Source organism: Veillonella sp. 20925_1_51 (assembly GCF_041431445.1).
In the GTDB taxonomy this organism is placed as follows: Bacteria; Bacillota; Negativicutes; order Veillonellales; family Veillonellaceae; genus Veillonella; species Veillonella nakazawae.
In genome coordinates this window covers 12755-33017 of the sequence record NZ_JAPVXT010000010.1, presented here as the reverse complement: position 1 = coordinate 33017, position 20263 = coordinate 12755, and the positions used below count along the sequence as shown (strand labels likewise).

The 20263-nt window shown below is 38.7% G+C and carries 16 protein-coding genes; 4 read left to right on the top strand and 12 right to left on the bottom strand.

The genetic code is table 11. The features are described from left to right. The first annotated feature begins 261 nt into the window (after positions 1 to 261). Entirely contained in the window at positions 262 to 1677 is a 1416-nt protein-coding gene (locus O3607_RS09205; RefSeq protein WP_295220428.1) for a sodium:solute symporter, read from the top strand. Positions 1678 to 2077: 400 nt separating this feature from the next. On the opposite strand, the gene O3607_RS09200 is transcribed toward O3607_RS09205, so the two are convergent. After that, entirely contained in the window at positions 2078 to 3298 is a 1221-nt protein-coding gene (locus tag O3607_RS09200) for a hypothetical protein (RefSeq protein ID WP_371443753.1), read from the bottom strand. 297 nt (positions 3299 to 3595) lie between these two features. After that, complete coding sequence (locus O3607_RS09195; RefSeq protein ID WP_371443752.1) at positions 3596 to 4639, bottom strand: hypothetical protein; 1044 nt, start codon at positions 4637 to 4639, stop codon at positions 3596 to 3598. Positions 4640 to 5036: 397 nt separating this feature from the next. On the opposite strand from O3607_RS09195, the gene O3607_RS09190 reads away from it, so the two are divergent. The 3 genes from O3607_RS09190 to O3607_RS09180 all read left to right on the top strand — a co-directional run bounded on the left by O3607_RS09190 (position 5037) and on the right by O3607_RS09180 (position 8274). Further along, complete coding sequence (locus O3607_RS09190; protein WP_371443751.1) at positions 5037 to 6341, top strand: cytosine permease; 1305 nt, start codon at positions 5037 to 5039, stop codon at positions 6339 to 6341. A gap of 5 nt (positions 6342 to 6346) precedes the next feature. Continuing rightward, the gene (locus O3607_RS09185) at positions 6347 to 6511 is read left to right on the top strand and encodes a hypothetical protein (RefSeq protein WP_287499474.1); all 165 of its coding nucleotides are present in this window, start codon (positions 6347 to 6349) and stop codon (positions 6509 to 6511) included. 155 nt (positions 6512 to 6666) lie between these two features. Continuing rightward, positions 6667 to 8274 carry an IS1182 family transposase gene (locus O3607_RS09180; protein ID WP_371443750.1) on the top strand — a complete coding sequence of 536 codons (1608 nt, stop codon included), beginning with the start codon at positions 6667 to 6669 and terminating at the stop codon, positions 8272 to 8274. A 217-nt stretch (positions 8275 to 8491) separates the two neighbouring features. On the opposite strand, the gene O3607_RS09175 is transcribed toward O3607_RS09180, so the two are convergent. The 10 genes from O3607_RS09175 to O3607_RS09130 form a co-directional block, all read right to left on the bottom strand. Beyond that, entirely contained in the window at positions 8492 to 8626 is a 135-nt protein-coding gene (locus O3607_RS09175; RefSeq protein WP_371443749.1) for a hypothetical protein, read from the bottom strand. A gap of 425 nt (positions 8627 to 9051) precedes the next feature. Further along, on the bottom strand, positions 9052 to 10377 hold the full coding sequence (locus O3607_RS09170) for a hypothetical protein (RefSeq protein ID WP_371443748.1): 1326 nt from the start codon (positions 10375 to 10377) through the stop codon (positions 9052 to 9054). After that, on the bottom strand, positions 10370 to 11206 hold the full coding sequence (locus O3607_RS09165; RefSeq protein WP_371443747.1) for a DNA adenine methylase: 837 nt from the start codon (positions 11204 to 11206) through the stop codon (positions 10370 to 10372). Before O3607_RS09165 ends, O3607_RS09170 begins: the two co-directional genes overlap by 8 nt. Before the next feature lie 297 nt (positions 11207 to 11503). Beyond that, positions 11504 to 12112, bottom strand: a complete 609-nt coding sequence (locus tag O3607_RS09160) for a hypothetical protein (RefSeq protein ID WP_371443746.1) — start codon at positions 12110 to 12112, stop codon at positions 11504 to 11506. Positions 12113 to 12587: 475 nt separating this feature from the next. Continuing rightward, the gene (locus O3607_RS09155; protein ID WP_371443745.1) at positions 12588 to 13508 is read right to left on the bottom strand and encodes a sigma-70 family RNA polymerase sigma factor; all 921 of its coding nucleotides are present in this window, start codon (positions 13506 to 13508) and stop codon (positions 12588 to 12590) included. A 229-nt stretch (positions 13509 to 13737) separates the two neighbouring features. Then, positions 13738 to 14802 carry an ATP-binding protein gene (locus O3607_RS09150; protein WP_129823695.1) on the bottom strand — a complete coding sequence of 355 codons (1065 nt, stop codon included), beginning with the start codon at positions 14800 to 14802 and terminating at the stop codon, positions 13738 to 13740. Positions 14803 to 15172: 370 nt separating this feature from the next. Further along, entirely contained in the window at positions 15173 to 16321 is a 1149-nt protein-coding gene (locus tag O3607_RS09145) for a glycoside hydrolase family 3 N-terminal domain-containing protein (protein ID WP_371443744.1), read from the bottom strand. Between the two features lie 371 nt (positions 16322 to 16692). Next, a complete protein-coding gene (locus O3607_RS09140) occupies positions 16693 to 18123 on the bottom strand; it encodes a [FeFe] hydrogenase, group A (RefSeq protein ID WP_060924841.1) in 1431 nt (476 codons plus the stop codon). A 438-nt stretch (positions 18124 to 18561) separates the two neighbouring features. Continuing rightward, positions 18562 to 18936, bottom strand: coding sequence for a hypothetical protein (locus O3607_RS09135; protein ID WP_119207101.1), 375 nt, complete (start codon positions 18934 to 18936; stop codon positions 18562 to 18564). A gap of 90 nt (positions 18937 to 19026) precedes the next feature. After that, on the bottom strand, positions 19027 to 20070 hold the full coding sequence (locus O3607_RS09130; RefSeq protein WP_371443743.1) for a Fic family protein: 1044 nt from the start codon (positions 20068 to 20070) through the stop codon (positions 19027 to 19029). Between the last annotated feature and the right edge of the window lie 193 nt (positions 20071 to 20263).

Sequence of the window (20263 nt, the reverse complement as noted above, 5' to 3'; positions counted from 1 at the left end):
ATGCGGTAACGGAGGGCTATTTGCTTTTTGTAAGGCAAATAAGCGCCACAAGTGCTTCAAAGGAATGAATAGAAAAAGCCCGTATTAACGGGCTTTTTTTAGTTCCTAATATATATACATTCTCCAATATATCAAGAAACTCCTCTTTGTATTTTCTCCAGTTTTTATGGATAATTAAACTATACTTGATATATGCCCCGCAAGTAGGTAAGGGTGATTTAGTATGTGTCTCTAACTAGTTTGTAGTTTAGGAGGTGGCATATGGATTCTTTAACTATTATATGGGTTATCGTTTGTGCCTATTTATTACTGAATTTATTGGTCGGCGTGTATTGTCATATTCGTGTAAAAGATAGTACTGACTATCTACTCGCAGGTCGTCGTATTGGGGTTCTTATGACGGCAGGCACATTAGCAGCTACGGAGATCGGTGGCGGGAGTACCGTTGGTGTAGCCGCAAAAGCGTATGGTTCTTGGGGTTTATCTGCAGGTTGGTACGTAGTCTCTGCAGGGATTGGGGTTATTCTCGTTGCTTTCATCGCACCGCTTTTACGTCGTGCTATGGCAACAACAGTGCCAGAGATCATCGGTCGTCGCTTCGGTGGCTCTAGTCATCTCATTACATCGATTCTCTCTATGCTCGCAACTATTACACTTGCAGGCGTACAGATTACAGCGACAGCAACGATTATTAGCGTTCTCACCGGGCTTTCAACAGAGCTCGCCATCCTCATCTGCGGTGCGGTTCTCGTAATTTACACCATGTCCGGTGGCATGTGGAGCGTAACGATGACGGACGTTATCCATTTCTTCGTTCTCGTTGGGGGCTTCTCCCTCGCTGTGCCGTTCGTATTGCACAATGTGGGCGGCTGGGAATCAGTAGTAGCTAAATTACCACCTGAACAGCTTGGCTTTACAAAGGTTGGTTGGAAAACTATCATAGGCCTTATTATCATGTACTTCATGACCTTCTCCACCGGCCAAGAGTCCGTACAACGGTACTTCGCCGCGAAGGACGAAAAAACAGCCGTTCTTGGTTCCATCATTTGTGGTATTATCATGGCTCTATTTGCCTTCGTTCCTGCCGTGTTAGGCCTCGTAGCATTAGCTGAGTTTCCAAACATCGAAGCGAACAACGCGGTGGCAACGGTAGCACTTAACCTCATGCCTCCAATAATGGCAGGCTTCGTTATGGCCGCTGTCGTATCGGCAACGCTTTCATCAGGCGCAGGCGACCTATTAGGCGCTGCTACTGTATTTACCAAGGATATTGTAGAACATCATTTTGGTAAAAGCCTCACTGATGCACAGCTCACTAGATATAGCCGTCTATGCGTGCTATTCCTTGGCATTATCGCTATCGTTATCTCCCTTGTAAGCAAAGCCATCATTCCAATGCTCGTATTTGCTTTCACCATGAGATCCGCTGGCCCATTCGCTGCATTCCTACTAGGCCTCACATGGAAAAATGCAACAGCAGGCGCTGGCATTTGGTCCATCGTGCTCGGCTCCATCGCAGGCGTGTACTGGGAATTCGTGGGCAACCCATACGGCATTATGTCTATCATCTTCGGTTCCATTGTCAGCCTCATCGTCTTTGTGGCTGTGGTGTTCATTGAAAGATCTATGGGTAAACCACCGGCTCCACCGGCGATTCCTGACGACTTGAAAGAATGATATAAAAGAAGCGTATAAAAGAACACACTAAAAAAACTCCTATCGGTTAAACCAATAGGAGTTTTCCTTATTTTACAAGACCTCAACACATTACGTATTATACACATATTCATCACAATTTGACGATATATCATAACCTTACTATAATATAAGTAGATAGTCAGACGAGTAGCTGCGTCAGGCTCATCTCTACTTACATAAAAACATGAAGAAATGGCCTTTTCGTTTTATACTAATCTCCAGATTAGTGGAAATGAAGGGCTATTTGTTTTTGCCCAACCTCGTCCAACTATCCTAAGTCTATTATAGAACGAACTAATATACGATACAATAAGGAACGAATAATAGAAATATATAGATAAATACAGAAAAGACCGTAGCAAAAGGTACGGTCTTTTTCTTATTTCTTTAATCTTTTATTTCTAGCTTGTCTTATTTGCTTCGCATTTCCAAAGTCTAAATATTCCATTATATTGCGTAGTTCAATATTACTATACTTATTTTTACCATCTTCATAGGTAAGGAAAATATAATATTCATACTTATCATCTGTTATCAGTTGATAAATACGAGATTTCTTACCCGGATTATATTGATCTAGAAGATACGAAGGAACACCATTATTCCATACTAAAGCTGCTTGAAGAGGTATCTCTTTTAATAATGTTGGATTCTTTTTATAGAAAAAGTGGTTTAAAACTCTCTGCGTATACAGTTGGATCGGCTCTCCCTTATCAACTAAAGAACTCCGTGCAACAACGAGTTTCATACCGTCTCCAACATAAACGCGACCTTGAAAGTCCTCGCTTTTATCCACAATATCTAAAGTCATTCCCTTAGGTACTCGATAGGTCAGATTATCCCATGTAATAGCATCACTAGTATTATCAAGGTTTTCTAACGGTTGAATAGAAGGAATTACAAAATTAGCCATTGTAGATTCTAACTTTTTTGTAACGGGCTGATTTTTATAGCCTAAAAATGCCATATACGTCTGATTTGGGTATGGATCAAAAGTAACAGCAGCATACATTACAGGCAGATTCCCATTCACATATTTCTCTCTTATTCCCCAATAGCCTTTACTAATGCCTGGATAGATAAATTCCCCTTGTCGTTGAGCATTTTTATTAAATCCTGAATCTTCAACTCGTTCATTAGCACCTACTAGCCCCGCAATAGCATGACGATCAAAAATATACGAGCCTTTACCCTTTTTATCCAAGTCCTCAAAATAACTTTCTACCACGGAAATAGGCAATGTCACTTTAGCCTTATAGTCACCTTCGTGCAATAAAATTATAGTAGATTCATGCGTAATTAAATCCAAATACTTCGCATAGGCTTTTTTTAATTGCTCTGCCTGCTCTGCAGTACCTTTCTTCTCAAAAACCTCTCCATCAATCCGCTTATTATAATCTTCCATTTTCTTAATGTAATCAGCAGTAGGAATATTGCGAGTCTTATCGTAACGATAGTTCTGATACGCATTATCTGGAATACTTGCATCAGCCCCTGGTACAGGCGGCTGTCCTTCAGGCACAGTATATTGCGCCGCATCAATAGGCATGGTGAAAGCTACTGCTACAGCTAAGCTCAACAAAGTACTTTTTAGTTTCATACAACACCTCTCAAACAATAATAGGCACGTTCTCTCATTAGTATAAGTATACTATATCCTCGAGAACGTGCCTATGTATGGCCCAAGCGTAAAGCTTTAGCTTGTATTATATGTATATAACGCTAGTCGTCCAATATATATAACGATTCCATTACTATCAATGTTATATGAGCTTTTAGATAACCAATTCTGTACAAAAACATTTTGAGCTCTTAATATTCATGATGCTTTCCCCTAAGGCTCTATTTTGGTTTTAAATGAGAATATAATTTTCAACCGACCGATCACTATACATAGTTATTTTATTTGTCCAATTATCATTGCCCCACCCATTCTCGTAAACATATTAGGCCGATTATAGTGAAAGTCTCTGTCTAATTGTATTTGTAGGATTTCTTTATTTAACTTAGTAAACATCGCTACATAAGATGTTCTAGAGAATACTCCACCGCCTTGCAATATACTCATATCTTTTTGCAAAATATAAAGATTACCTTCTGGTGTTACGTATAATAGTGGTTTACTGTCACAGTCATCAACCAATAGTTGTAATACATCGAGTACCAACTTCAGCCTACAATGGCGAACATAAAGAACGTAATATAAGGAATTTTTTCCATTAGTAAAGGAATGATATACCTTATCATAAGGTACATCTAAAAACGCTAGATACTGCTCCATCGTACGGCCCTCTACCTGATGATTAGGTGCGGGAATAAAGAGAATGTGGTCCAAACCTAAATGACTAGAAAGTTGTCCAAAATCATCTAAATTACTACGGTCACAATGAGGCGCTCGAACTAGACGGTAATCCTCTTCAATAGAGATACATTGATAAGTGCATCCCTTACACTTCAAATCGTCCACAACCATTTGACCATATAGTTCAATATAATTTGCTTGCCACTGGCCAAGTTTACAATGCCCTATAATCCTAGAACCCTGATAATTCCAAATCTTAGTTTCACCCTTTAAGGAAACAAATAGCACATGATGGGCTCCATATTTATGTGCATACCATGCCGCTACCTCTTGTAAGTCCTCTAAGCTATCAGGACTCCAGCAAATGAGCTCCATACCAAAAGCTTCATCTCCAACAACCCCATGAATATGATGACGACACCAATTACGGCCTGTCGTATAAGAATAAGGTAAGCCTAACACAGCTTGATTGTTAGTATCTAAACGACATATTATTTGACGGTTAAGAGATAAATGATTAGACCCCGCCTCCGCATCAATATCTTTCCCTATAGACTGACTAGGCACAACTATCATGATTTGCTTGCCTATATACGACTGAACAACATAATTAAGCTGAGATTTACCTAAAACGTCCATACATGCTACCTCACTCAACAACAAACTAGGATAAACGATAACTCTACATCTATACTATAACAGTAACAACGAGTAGAATTTTTCGCATCAATAAAGGGTCTAAATAGATCAGTCGTGGTTACTTTCAAAAACATTAAATACAAATATCTATAATACTATTAATATATAGAATATGTCTCACTATCAACATTCTCTTATACGTATGGCATACATATTGAATATTAATTCTAAGTATGTTTAAATGAAATTAAATACTATTCGTTTATGACAATTAAATATGAACTCTCTATTTGAGACATTTGCTATATTTACGCTACAAGATAGGTCTTTACTGCCATGTTTATATAAATACAAAACACATGATGGTAGGTTTCATTACGTATAGGAGTGTAGATCTATGAGTAAGGAGAAATTAGAGTTTGTAGAACAAGTTGATACAAATACAGATAATGAGTACTCGAGAGAGCCTGTGCCATTAGCGGCAAGAAAATCTTGTTTTTCTCTCACAATCGTTTGGACCGGATTCGTTTTTCTTGTAACTAGTATGATGGCTGGTGGCGGATTAGCTGCGGGGCTGACTTTCAACGAGTTACTATTAGCCATGATTCTAGGTAATATTTTCTTATGTATCATCGCTGGGTTAGTAAGTGTTATTGCCTATAAAACAGGTCTTACCTTTGCTCTTTTGACTCGATATAGCTTTGGTCAGGAAGGATCTAGAATTGCATCCCTCTTCGTTCCTATCGTCAACCTAGGTTGGTACACCATTCAAGCGGCTTTATATGGACATTTTATTGCTCAAGTATTCAACCTTTCCTACACAGGCGAAGTCATTGCCATGATGCTAAGTGCTGTTATCATGGGTATCTTTGCAATTCTAGGCATTAAATCACTCGCTGTATTTGGCTATATTGCAATTCCAGCTATCGTATTTCTTTCACTAGGTACAGCTACTCGTTCTGTTCTAACCATCGGTGGTTGGCAAGAATTGTTTAACCATATACCATTACAACCTATTGATTTACTTTCAGGTATTACTATTGTTATTGGTACATGGATTCTATCTACTGCTACATGTATCGCTGATATTATGCGCTATGGTAAAAGCAAGAAGGATGTTATTACAGCCAGTACAATCGGTCTACTAGGCGGAAATACATTAATGATTAGCTGTGGAGCAATTGCAGGTATAGCTATGCATGATGGCGACTTAATTACAGTATTATTAAGCTTTGGTCTTGTGTTCCCAAGCCTATTATTGTTAACAACTAATATCTTTACAACAAATGGTGCAAACCTTTATTCCACCTCACTAAACCTAGCAAACTCTTTCAAATTAAATAGAAATATTATGCTAGCCGTACTGATTGCTATCTCTGCATTAGCAACTATTACACAACCGTACAAAATTGAATCCCTCTTTGTATTCTTAAGCACACTAGGCATTATCGTTCCACCATTATGCGGTATTATCCTAGCCGATTTCTATCTCGTTCATCGTGGAAAATATATTGATTATAACAAGGCTACTTTCAAAAAATGGAATCTAGTTCCTTGGATCACTTGGGCCATCGCATTAGTTGGTGTAAAATTCATGCCATTTGGTCTCGCTTCACTAAACGGGATTATAATCGGCGCCCTACTATACACACTTATCACGTATATTGTGAGACCTAATGTCGTTAGTGAAAGCAACGGGTGATTATCATGGCAATCTATAAACTATCTGCTATACTAGGAACAATTATTATGGGTATTGGAGCCTTTATTACCTGTCTAGCCACAAGCGACAGCACTATTACCCTTGGTAACGGCATGCTCGTGGTCAGCATTATTATGATGGGATTTGGGTACTCTAAATGGCAACCTTAAATATAACTTAAAACTAAAAAAGGGGCTGTAACAAAACAGCCCCTTAATTTAAACAAGCTATTAGTTGATTTTATATGATCAACTAATAGCTTGTTTTTTTATATTTCTAAGAAAAAAGGACCCCGAAGGGCCCTCTTCATTGGTATAATTAGATTATGAAGAAAAACCATACCAATGAACCTCATTATACCAAACTAGTCATGCCTCGCCAACTAGTTTTACCATTGGATTATGGCATTTTGATAAAAGAAACAGCGCCTGTGCGGTTACTCGATGCTGTATTGGAGGAGTTAGACTATAAAGAGTTACAGCATTTGTATTCTCCTAAAGGAAGAAAATCTAAAGTTCCACCGCACATTCTGTTCAAAATTTTTGTCTATGCTATGTCCAACGGCGTGTATTCTACACGTATGATACAACAACAATGCGAAGAAAATATTAATTATATGTGGCTTCTTCAAGGCTATTCAGCCCCAAGTCATATGACTTTCCAACGATTTTTTGCCCGTTGTACACTCGATATCTTAATGAATCTGTTTTCACAGTTGATGGAAGCTATTAACAGACATGATACCTTAACATTCAATGAAGTTTTTGTTGATGGAACTAAACTAGAGGCTAATGCCAACAAGTATACCTTTGTCTGGCGAAAAGCAGTACAAAAAAGACTAGATACATTACCATCTAAATTAGCCATATTAAAGCAAAACATCTGGAATGAATTAGGCCTAGATACCCATTGTATGAATGATGAATGTATCTATACTTTCCTCGCTAAAGAAATTGAAGTACAGCATATGGAATTAGTACAAGGAAAAGGTAAGCATAAAACACCATTGCAACGATTGTATGAGCGAGCAGAAGATTTATATGAGAAACGCAAAGAATACGAACAGCAGTTGTATATTATGGGTGAACGTAACAGTTATTCTAAAACAGATCATGATGCAACGTTTATGCGTATGAAGGAAGATCATATGCGTAACGGACAGCTTAAGCCTGCCTACAATGTACAATTAGCTGTTCATTCTGAATATATTATGGGAGTTGGTGTATTCCCTAAGCCCAATGATACTAATACCTTAATTCCATTTGTACAGCAATTAGAGCAGATCCATAGCCGTCGATTCACATATGTGGTAGCTGATGCTGGTTATGATAGCCATGAAAACTTAACTTGGTTAAAGAACAACCATTACCTATCTTGTATAAAGCCTCAATATTACGAAAAAGCGAAAACTAGAACTTGGGACAAGGATATTAGCAAAGCTCGTAATATGGAGTATATACCTGAAGAAGATGCATTTATATGTGCAAAAGGACGTAAATTAATATATGCCTTCACGCGTAAGACGAAACACAAAACAGGATTTGTATCTGAGCGAAAGGTATATATTTGTGAGTCTTGCAACCGATGTGGATACAAGAAAGAATGCCAACGGTATATGAAACCAACCTCAGTTAATCCAGTAAAACGAGTTGAAATTACACCTGCCTATGATACTGTATTGGCAGAAAACCAAGACAGACTGATTAGTGATACAGGCGTTCAATTACGAATTAACCGTTCCATCCAAGTTGAAGGTGCATTTGGTGTATTAAAGCAAGACCTTGGGTTTAGACGATTTTTACATCGTGGTAGTGGAAACGTACATAAGATGCTATATTTGTTGGCCATGGGATTCAATCTAACAAAATTACATAACAGAATACAAGCAGGACGAGTTAATACAACATTATTTACTGTAAAAGAAGCTGGTTAAACAACAAAAATTTAAATAGGCCTAGAGGTCTATTTAAGTGCGTCTAAAAACAAGAACCACCAAGAAAACATAAGGTTTTACAAATCTAATTTTCTTGATGGTTCTTATATTTTAAAGGGACTGCAACTAGAATGCGGTAAAACCGCATTCTGTTACAGCCCCTTTTTCATGAGGTTCGCGATACCTCATTTGTGCGTCAACCGTGGAGGCTAAGCAATTATTTCTTTAGATCAGAAATAGGAATTGGCCAGGCTTTCAAACCATAGTCTCTTGCCCATAACTTCTTGCCAGTCTTTTTATCAATCCGCCAAGCCCTAAAGATAACATTGTTTTTGAACTTTTGATTAGACAATGTCAGTCCTCCTTTCATAATAAAATTATGACGGGGCCCCGCACTATTTAAATTATACCATATATAAATATCTCTAAAATGCAAAAGAGGTCGTAGATTAATCTACGACCTCTAAAGCAAGGACAGCGAGTAAAGAACACAAATTATGTCTTTTAATCCTCATAGATTCCGCGAAAAATCTATAAGCCTCTAGTAACTGACCTAATCAAAAGTTCATCTTTAATATAAAATTAAAAGATATAAATGTCAATTCAAACGTTATCCACATCACAATATATAGTATTGTGGATAACTTCTACTCTATATACAGTATAATTATGCTTATTTAGTATAATTAAGAAAGTAGCAGAACTTTAACTCATAAACATTAAACTATACCTATTAATAACACCTTAATATAAATTAACTATTTAAAAACTAAGCAATTAATCTTCCATAATACCTTTAATCCAGCGAATCCAAGATCTTACAGTACTAGAACGTCTTTTATAAGTTGCATCACTATATTGTGCCCCAGTTCTAGGATTAATAACACCAGCCTTTTTTATAAATTCCGCAATCTCACGATCAGAAAGTCTCTTGTTAGATTTACAGTAAGCCTTATATGTTAAGTTAAAACTTTTATAAGATAAAATGGTTTCTATTAATTTCAGCTGACGTTGTTTATAGGACATAGAGAATAAAGATTTCCCTAATTTTGTTAATGTATAATAATCATGTCCATCTGAATCTAGTAATTTTTCTACAAGACCTAAATATCTTGCCGCATCCAAATAATAGGAAGATTGGCGTACATCAAACGAATACTCTTCTGTAATAAAGTTCTTTTCCACATCATTAATATAAAGTAATTCACAAATATTAATAACACGTTCAAAAGAATTAGCCTGTGGGAATTGAATATTCGGTTCCTTATTAAACCGTATTTTTCTCAATACTTTTTGCACATCCTCTACTGAAATATGTGTATCTTCTAGGCAATATCGTTTATGTTTCACTAATTCTAATGAATTATAATGTTGTAATTCTTTAAATCTATATTCATAGAGATAAAAAATACTATTACTATAAATTAGAAATACTGGACGTACTGGCTTTCCAGCCATTTTCTGATGCCAAGTTCGGAAAGGATAGTATAACTGACGAATCAAGAAATTTTCTGTCAAATCTCGTTTTGCTTCCATTAAAGCAAGACTATGAATACCTTCATAGGCCGCATCAATTTCAATTTGTGAATTTTCTACTGTTACAGTTGATTCTTTATCAGTTACATCTTTACTAACAACATCCGCATAAAAAGCAAATGATTCAGAACTCATACGACCTGAAACAGTAGGTAATAAACTTTCGTCTTCTAAAAAGTCCGCAAAAATCCCGGATATATAGGCCATATTCAAAGCCTTACTTTCACTATTAATAGATGTTACATCTAAGCTTTTAATATGTTCAGGAGGTCTTAAATAGGTAATCTCTGATGTATCCGATTCAAAATTATGATATGCATTTATATGAGAGATATAATAATCACCGCGCGTAATTGGTAGAATCGATAAATTATTTTCTTCAAATAAATCTGGTCGAGCATCAGAGTGATCGAATTTAACAGCTAATCGTGCTTCTTGAAACTCTCCGATTTGCTTAGCAGAAATTATAAAGTATCCCTTATCCTTAATCGCATCTAGAATATGATGCTTATCGTTCAGCTTAGTCCATGTTATATCTATTTTTCGTTTCTTTTTACTTTTACTCATAGTTTCTAACTACAACCTCATCGACACAGCCACGTTTTGAGCCTACAGAGTTAATAGCACGTTTTGCAGGAACAATAGTAATATTGAAATCACTATAAATATCTTGTATAAATTCTGTAGCAGAGTTTGAAAGCATAAATTTTATGCCCGCTGCATCAAGTTGACGGCAACAGTCTCGTAAAGCAATTTGGTCCTCTCTACTGAAACCTCCTGCATTATAGCCAGTAAAGCTTGCCGTTACCGATATGGGATCATATGGAGGATCCAAGTAAACAAAACTATTTTCTGGTAAACCTTGAACAGCTTCAGAGTAGCTCGTATTTAATATTGTTACATCTGCGGTATTAAAATATTCATGTACCGCACGTAGTGTACTTTCATTAACAATATTAGGATTTTTATAACGACCAAAAGGTGTATTAAACTCACCAGCACTATTTACACGATACAATCCGTTATAACAAGTTTTATTTAAGAATATAACACGTGCAGCCTTATCAATATCTGTTAACTGATTATAAAGTTCTGCATTACGGTCCCAACTTCGCACATCATAAAAACATTCTTTTGTATTCTCAAACTGTGCTAACCGTTTTATCAATGCATCCACATCATCCTTAATAGCGCGATAAACCCCTATTAACTCGCTATTAATATCATTTATGATTGCCTTCTTTGGTTGCAGTGCAAATAATACAGCACCACCACCAATAAATGGTTCACAATAGGTAGTATATGTTTCTGGAAATAACGGCATCAATCGTTCTAACAACTGACGTTTACCGCCTACCCACTTCACCACTGGTGACGCTAAGTCTATCTTATTCATGCATGCAACCCCTTTCTAAATACTCTTATTATTGTAACCTAAATGAGTAAATAAAATCTATAAATTTATGAGACTACATTATACAAACAAAATAAGAGGTTGTAACAGAGTACGGTCTTACCGTATTCTTGCTACAACCTCTTGTTAAAGGTAAATCGTTATTTGTCGTGTCTTAATGATAACCTTTTATTTATGTCTCCCCTATGTTATTGTTCTCCCTATAGTTCCTCCTCTCTTTCTCTCCCCTACTAGTTCATTTCTCCCCCTAGCGTTCTAGTTCGTCTCTCCCCTAGTGTTTTATCTCGTTAGGTCTCTCCAGGCGATAAATAGTTCGGCCACGACTTGTGGGTTTTGGCTGAGTTTGATGCGGGCTAGCATTTTGCGCACGTAGTTGCAGTGTTCTAGCATCGCTTCGTTCAGTTTATGTTTAACGTGACGCGGAGACTGGTACACCAAAATCGGTGCGAAGTTCCCCACGTGAATATAGCTCGTATCGGGTTCTGGACCTTCTGTAACGATATATTCATAAGGTATAGCCACGTTAAAGAGTCCATACACCACGTCTTTGCCGATAGGGCGCCGACATTTGATATGGGCAAAGGTCAGATGCGGACCATAGGTCTTAGGCGATGTATAGCTACTACGCCGACCGTCGCTGGTCATAATGTAATTGGGCCTCAACCCTTCCTGTACCGCCAGCTCCCGCGTAATGGTGCGCATCGGCAGACAGATCAGTTCTTCACGGCCATCTACGAAATAGCACTTCGTACTGTCACCACCACCAGGCTCATAAGTAGGAATAAAACAAACAATGTGGTTCTTTGGATTCGTATAGATCAAATCCAAATCCTCTCCCTTAGATAGCCGAGCGGCCATCATATCTGTTAATTCATCATGTGTTATCATAGGAATTCTCTCCCCTCTAATTAGGAACATTCCTTTCAACAATACAATGAACACGTGTTCTGTGAAAGCAGATTCGCATGCTTTAATCTGCTGCTGATTTAATTGTATATCAGTCTGTATAATTTGTAAATATATACACAAAACTATAGAAATTTATGTAAAATTAAAGACTTTAAGATCTTGTAAAACTAATGGTTACTTATATGTGTCATTATTTTCTCATTTAAATTGAGAATTGCATATTTTATGTATATCTGTTAATCGAGATTAATGTAATTATACAAAAATCAGAATATAAATAAGAAATTAAATTATATTAACACATATTATTTAATACGAACTAGACTCTAATAGACTAATATTCATATGTTTACACTACATATTCTAATCGATTCAGAGTTCTAAGAATCTCATATGTATATAACTCTAATACGTGTATATCTCTAATGAATATATAGCCCTATTGTATTCATATCTAGTGTACTCGTAGTTTCTTAAAGTCCGTCGTTAGGTATCTACGCAGCTTCCGAAGTGCTCGTTCATGACGTCTTTGGATAGCTTGGCGGCTACAGTTCAGCTCTTCACTGACCGATACCAAGCTTTGGCATTCTCCGTAAACGCGACGCAATAGGTCGCGCTGATCTGGAGACAGTCTGCCTAACGCCCATACGAGACGGGCTCGTAAGCGTTGTTCTTCATCGGCAGTCATGATCATGTCCGCTATATTTTCTCCCGACGAGAAGATATCCATACCAATCGTGACCTCTCCATCTTCGGTGATGCGATCTGGTATATGAATCTCACGATGATTACGTAACCGTTCTCGTTTCCAATACCGCATATAACCATATCTAATACCAGCTTTCACAAAGCCAGGGAACGGTACAGCCCCTTTCAGATCAAAGCTATATATCGATTCCAAGAGTATGGCCCATAGATAGCTCTCTAGGTCTTCCCTAAACTCGCGGTTTCCGGTCCGATTCGTATAGTGCAAGATGAGTGGTCGATACCTGCGACAGAGTTCTATTTGTGCCGCATCATGGCGCAGCTCATCAACAGACCAAGGCTGATATCCAACGGTCTGAATCCGCATATTTGGATTTTGACAAATCGACACAAGGCTTTTATCCGATAAGGATGTTAATACCTGATGCCCACAAATGAGGGTCTGTAATTTCAACTCCTCTGGCACCTTGTACTTTGGTTCCTTAGAAAGTACTTCATTAGAAGTTTTTTCCGCAGATGATAGCTCCTCAGATTGTGCTTTTTTAGATTCTGCTTTTTTATATTGTCCTTTTTCAGATACTGATTTTCTAGTAACTAATTTCTCCGATTGTAAGCTTGCAGTTTTAATACAGGTTCGTTGTACTAACGGTTCTTCGTTTGTGTATAACATAAATCCCCTTTCCTGCCATGGCATAGCGCTTATCTACACAATAGCGTGGATTGGAGATTTTGACAAATTGGCAATTCTTTTGAATTCCGTCATATTCTGTTACATGCTAACATTAATTTCTACCCATAAAAGGTCATAACTATACACCTAGATAGGTAATTGCTGAAAATAAATAAACAACACAAAAAGACACCACAGAGGAAGTGTGGTGTCTGATTAAATTGTCTGATTAAATTGCAATACAGGAAGCTTCCACAAAGTCTTTCAGTTGTGGTTTTACGTAGGTTTGGTACACGTCTGCACCGTTGCCACGGACGATTTCGCCCCAGTATTTATACACATAGCGGTACCAGAAATGGAACATGCTATTGGTAAAGTGGTAGTCTGCGTATTTCGCAGGTCCACGGCTATTCGCTTGGATACGACCTACGAGACCCATCGCCATGAGGTCATTTAAACGAGATGTAAAGGTGCCGCTTTTAATTTGGCTAGCTTGTAAAAGCTCCACGTAGTATGGTCTTTCAAGGGTAGCAAGGCCAGACAGGATAGCGTTAGCACCTGTTATATTTTTCATATCTCGATGTAAGATATGTTGTGTTTCTTCAAATAAAGCGCCCGATACAGAGAAGAACAAATTAATGATATTCGTATCGATGCTTTCACCATTATCAAAGTACTGCACATACGCAGGTAGACCGCCTGTTACGGCGAATACGGTACGCAAGTCATCCTTAGCATAGTGAAGGCCCAAGGATTTCATATCCACCAAGGAGAACGGTTTCACCTCAAAATATTCCGACACATAGGGACCGATTAGACTGCGATCGCCAATGATGCGACCATCGAGCTGTTCTAAACCATTGGCCATCAAGATGATATTCAACTGGCTCGTTTCTTTATAGGTATCTAACAAATCACGCAAGTGTATGGGGAACTGAGGTACAGCCTCCACCAAGGAAGGGTAATCATCAATCACCACAGTCTGAGGCGTTTTCACACTGCTTTCAAATAGACCCTCAAAAGCCTCTTGCAAGCTAGTGATCGGTTCGAATTTGTCCTGCTCATCGGTAGGAACAAAACGTGCCTCAAGAGCTCGATTCATATCGGCTACATGGATTGCTTCATTAGCCATGCGACCTGCCAAGTATAACGCCTTATGACGTCGTACAAGCTGGGAAGCCACATAGGATTTGCCACTGCGATGCGGACCGTACACAACACACAAACTCATTTGATTCATCGCAATACGGGACTGGATACTCTCAATAATTTCAGCACGTCCCACAAAATTCATATACTCTCACCTCCAACATTCTATGGAGATTATTATATCATAAATTTAAAACAAATATAAACTTATTTTCATATTATTAACATGACTTTTTATTATGTTAAATTTTTTACGCATAAAATATACTTATTTAATGGTTCACTTTTTACCCATTCGATTGTAGAATCCCTTATATTTACTGTATTCTTATAGGTCTATTCTCGTCACGCCAACATACAATATTTCGTATATAATCTTTTTCCATAATCAACACATATAAAAAGACGTGCCTACCATAAGGTATAGCACGTCATACGACTCGTACGTAATAAGGATATTTATAGAGTTGTTTCTTTATTGTTATAGTTGTATCTTTATTGTTGTATTTATTTCTTTATTGTTGTAGTTGAGTTTGCATCTTCATGAGCAAAATATGCTTAACCGCATCATTGAGTCGATCATTTGAAATGGTTCCGTTCGCCACTGCTTGCGTAAGTGCGCGATGAACTTCATCGATGTGACCCGTATCCGCATCAAGAAGGACGAGGTCACTGCCTGCTACGATGGAGTTAACTGCAAAGTCCCCTATCTTTTGGTTTGCTTGCAAGGCCCCTACATCGACACGGTCGGTCATAACCACGCCGTTATAGCCTAGCTCACGTCGTAGCCAGTCCGTTATGATTGCTTTCGAGCTACTCGCTAGGTGTTCATTATCGATGGCAGGGATTTGCACATGGCTTATGACGAGCATGTACGTATTCGCTGTCGTCTGTGTAATGAGGCGTTTAAATACGGACACATCGTTATTGTTCAGATAGGCTTTCGCATCGTTAGCGGTCTCAAAGGATGCATCACCAAGGCTCACTGCTGGGAAGTAGTTATAGCCAAACCACATGTGGTTGATTTGGTAACGCTCCGCCATGGCCAGATCCATATGCCCGGCCCACGTAGGGTCAGATGTATAGGACACATTCGGCACCCCTAGGTTTGCATTTGGTCCCATAATGAGGTTAAAGCCCATATCGCGCATTTCGATGGCCGATCGAGTCACTAAATTGATGATCCGTTCCATCGGTAGTTGCCCCCAACGATTTGGCTCTGGCAAGCGCAAGAAACTTTCATTCGTACTCAACACCTTATCCCGATTGATACCGATGTATGGCGTCACCATACTCGCCGTTGTGGCCGTTTGCATGATATCGCTGGTGAAAGCTTTCACTTGGTTTTTATTATTTAGATTTTCATTAGTTAGCATAACGCCGCTCACACGGTATTTCCTGATGACATCCTTTTGGGACTGTCCTACCGTGCTGCCGTGAAGGCTAATCATCATCAGTTGACCTATCTTGTCCTCTTGAGACATAGCCCCAAGCCAGGTGTTCACCTTCTCAGGGACAGGTTTGTCTGATTCCATGACGGCTCGATACGATACAGTTCGTACCTCTTCCTGCTCTGCCTGACTCTCATGTTGGCATCCCGCAATACTGATGGCGGCGACTATCAAGGCCATGCCACATAAGGCACGCCGTAAAAACAAGTTCATCTCTCCACAAAACTCCTTGCTGAACTCTCTTACACATTACTTCTCTATATATTATACACTATATAATTCATCTTTACCTCATGTGAAAGCTAATTTTCTATACTAATTTATCATAATAAAGTTATAAAGTAATAGTAACAATTACTATACAAAACAATCCATTGATATGAAATCATTATGATAGTACATACAGTCACAATCTAGTGCCTTATGAGATCCATACATATAACATATACAAAACTATAAGAAGGATAAATATAAAAATCCTACGAATCGCATGTAAGCTGACACTCAGTAGTCAATATCTACACAAGTATCAAGTCACTCATGACCCGTAGGATTTATTTTTATTTAGCTACATGGTAATACGATTAGCCCTTATATTTAGGGGATGTTGGACATGTTTCAGGTGTTACATCTTTGCGATCACCAAGAACTGCGCTGCGGTTTGTGTAATGTGTATGTAAAAGTTCATGTGCCTTATGGCCCAATGGTTCACCCAAGAAGTCTTTGTATAAGGCTTGGATTTCTGGGTTTTCATAGGAAGCGACCCATTTGTAGTTCGCATCAGCTTCGTAAAGACCGCCAATACGAGCTTCCTTAGTTTTCACAGCTTGAGGCAATTTAGTGCGTGGTTGACCGCCGCCACCAATACAGCCACCTGGGCAAGCCATAACTTCGATGAAGTCATAGTGTTTATCGCTGTCTTTTAAGGCATTAAGGAAGTCACGTGTGTTTTTACCGCCATGCACTACAGCAACGGACAATGTTACATCATCACCTAATTGAACAGTAGCCTCTTTAACGCCTTCCATACCACGAACGTCTTCGAGGTGAGTCAAAGCATATGGAGGTGGCTCTTTATCAGTGATGAGCTTGTATGCTGTACGCATAGCTGCTTCCATAACACCGCCAGTGTTACCGAAGATGATGGAGGCCCCAGTTTCCATACCGATTAAGTCATCGAATTGGGATTCTTCAATAGCATTGAAGTCGAGGTTTTCCTCTTGAATCCAACGGATGAACTCACGTGTGGTAATGGAAATATCAGTATCCATGCCAAGGGATTCATCATTATGGTAACGAGCCGCTGCATTTTCTTCTTCCCGTTTTGTTTCTGCTTTTTTAGCCGTACAAGGGTTTACAGATACAGATACGATATTGCTAGGATTAATGCCTTTTTTCTCAGCAAAATATGTTTTAATCATAGCTGCTTCCATAGCGATACAAGAACGCGTGGAAGACAAGTTAGGAATCAATTCAGGGAAGTAGATTTCTGCAAAGCGTACCCACGCTGGGCAGCAGCTTGTGAACTGAGGAATTTGACCACCATTCTTAAGGCGTTCTACAAGCTCAGATGCTTCTTCCATGATAGTTAAGTCCGCACCAAAGTTAGTGTCTACTACATAGTCTGCACCTAATGCACGCAATGCACCAACCATTTTACCTTCAAGGAATGTACCTGGTTCGTAACCGAAGCCTTCGCCGATAGCTACACGAACAGCTGGAGCTGTTTGAATAACAACAATTTTTTCAGGATCTGCAAGAGCTGCTTTCACCTTTTCAAGCTCGGATTTAGCATGCATGGAGTCGAATGGACATGCAGCCGCACATTGACCACAGTGGATACATACAGGCACGTCGCCATTTGCATCGAGATCGTAGTAGTCGAGTACGCTCATTACGTCCGCACAAGCGCGACGGCATAACGTACAGTTTTTACACTTAGAAATGTCGTGATAAATGGATGGATTGTCGAGCGCAATCGGCACGCGTTTATCGATAAATTCGTATTGAGACATGAGGACCTCCTCTAACAAACTAAAACTAGCAAACCTTTAAAAGAAATAGGCCAAACTACAGAGCACTGTGCTCAAGGCGTACTTCCACATCTTACCTTTAGTATACGCTATAGTGAAAGTTTATACTATGTAGAAATGTTACACTTTTGTGCAAAATTATGACCAATCAACCCTCTCTAGATGACATAATATTGCGCATAGCATTCTGCATAACATTGTGCGTGACATTATACATAATATTCTACATGATATTGTGCGTAAGCATATTTCAATAAGAGACAACTTACAAAAATGCGTAATAATATTCCCATTGTACCACGAATGAATAAATAATTCACCAGATTTTAGGGAATTAAAGGTAGTAAAAAAACGCACGCCTCAAATGAGAACGTGCGTATGTAGGCTTTCACCAAAAATCATAACCCTCAGAGGATCAGATTATTTGTCACCCCAGATAAGTGTGTATACAGCGTATGCAGGAGTACCTTGTTCAACCTTACGAGTAGATTTGTTAGGTTGTTCTTGTTTTACTACTTCGCCTTTTGGATTGTAAAGAGTAACCTTAACGTCTTTTACTTCGCGTTTTTTGTGGTTGAACTCTTCAGTTACGATGTAGTGGTAACCTTCGTAGTCCATAGCTTTGATGTCCAAAGTTGCTTTTTTGTCATCTTTTTTAACAGAATCATTATCGATGGACCAAGTGATACCGTTACTATCAGTACCAACAGTATACCAATTTGCTGCATCAACACTACCGATGCCACCAATCAATAAAGCGCCTGCTGCCAAAACAGCTGCCAATGTTTTTTTCATATGTTTACCTCTCGATTTAAATACAAGAATACAAAAACTAGTATATTCGATGAAACTAAATATTTTATGAAAGACAAACGTGCTCAATTATTAAGACTTCACATAATAGGTAGAACGACCTCCACCTTTTCGTCGAATACGACCATCCTTCACAAGAGCACGTACAGACCCTTCAATAGCACTATCGCTGAGATTTGGACACCATTCCCGAATATTTTGCTTTGTGAAAGCCCCTAAATGATTGTCGATGGCAGCTTGCACCTGCTCCATGGCAGAACCACTATTTACCAATAAAGAACTGCGGTCTTCAAAGTCATGATACGCTGCTAATAGCATTTGTAACCAATACCGAATAAACGATATAGGGCAGGAACTTTCATCATACCAAGTATCACTAGACTCGCGTAAAGCAGTATAATACATATCCTTATGTCTTGCAATCTTGGCCTCTAACGATACATATTTCCCTACCATAAAGTCGCTGCGATACAGCAATAATGTCGTTAACAAACGGCTCATACGGCCATTCCCATCATTAAATGGGTGAATGCATAAGAAATCATGTATAAAAATAGGAATAGCTAGGAGTGGTTCTACCTCTCCATTACCTACAACACGATTATATTCAGCACAAATCTGGTCAAGGGCCTCTGCGGTCTCATAGGGCGCTAGGGGAGTAAATAACACCTCTGTCCATCCATCGGGATAGGTAGCACTAATATAGTTCTGTACACTCTTTAACTGCCCACCACGAGCATTGAACTGGTAATTATACAAAATCTTGTGTAACTGCAAAATATGATTGCGACACAAAGATATGGAATCATAACTTTCATGGATAACATTTAAAGCATCACGATACCCCATGATCTCCTGCTCGTCCCGATTTCGAGGCGTAGTCTTATCAGCCACCAACTGCCGAAGCCGTGTACTCGTCGTCACGATTCCTTCAATCGCATTTGAAGCCTCTGTACTCTGTACCTTTGCCAACTCTACAAGAGAATCTAATATGGCAGGACTCTGTGAAAGCAAAACCTCCTCCTTGCCATTCGCTCGGTAGATTCCCGCAATAAGACTTAAAATATCCATATCCCACGACAAAGACTGAATCCAACCATACTCAAAACGACGCATACACACACCTCCATTCGGTTCTAATCCCTTATACATAAAATTATTCCCTTAAATTATACCATAATTTAAGGGAATAAATAATTTAGATACATTTAATCATACGTACAGAAAGGGTTCCATCTCTTTGAGACCGACTTAGGTAACTACTCCCAAACGCAGTTTTGGAAAGATTTCCTCATTAGGAAATGAGAAA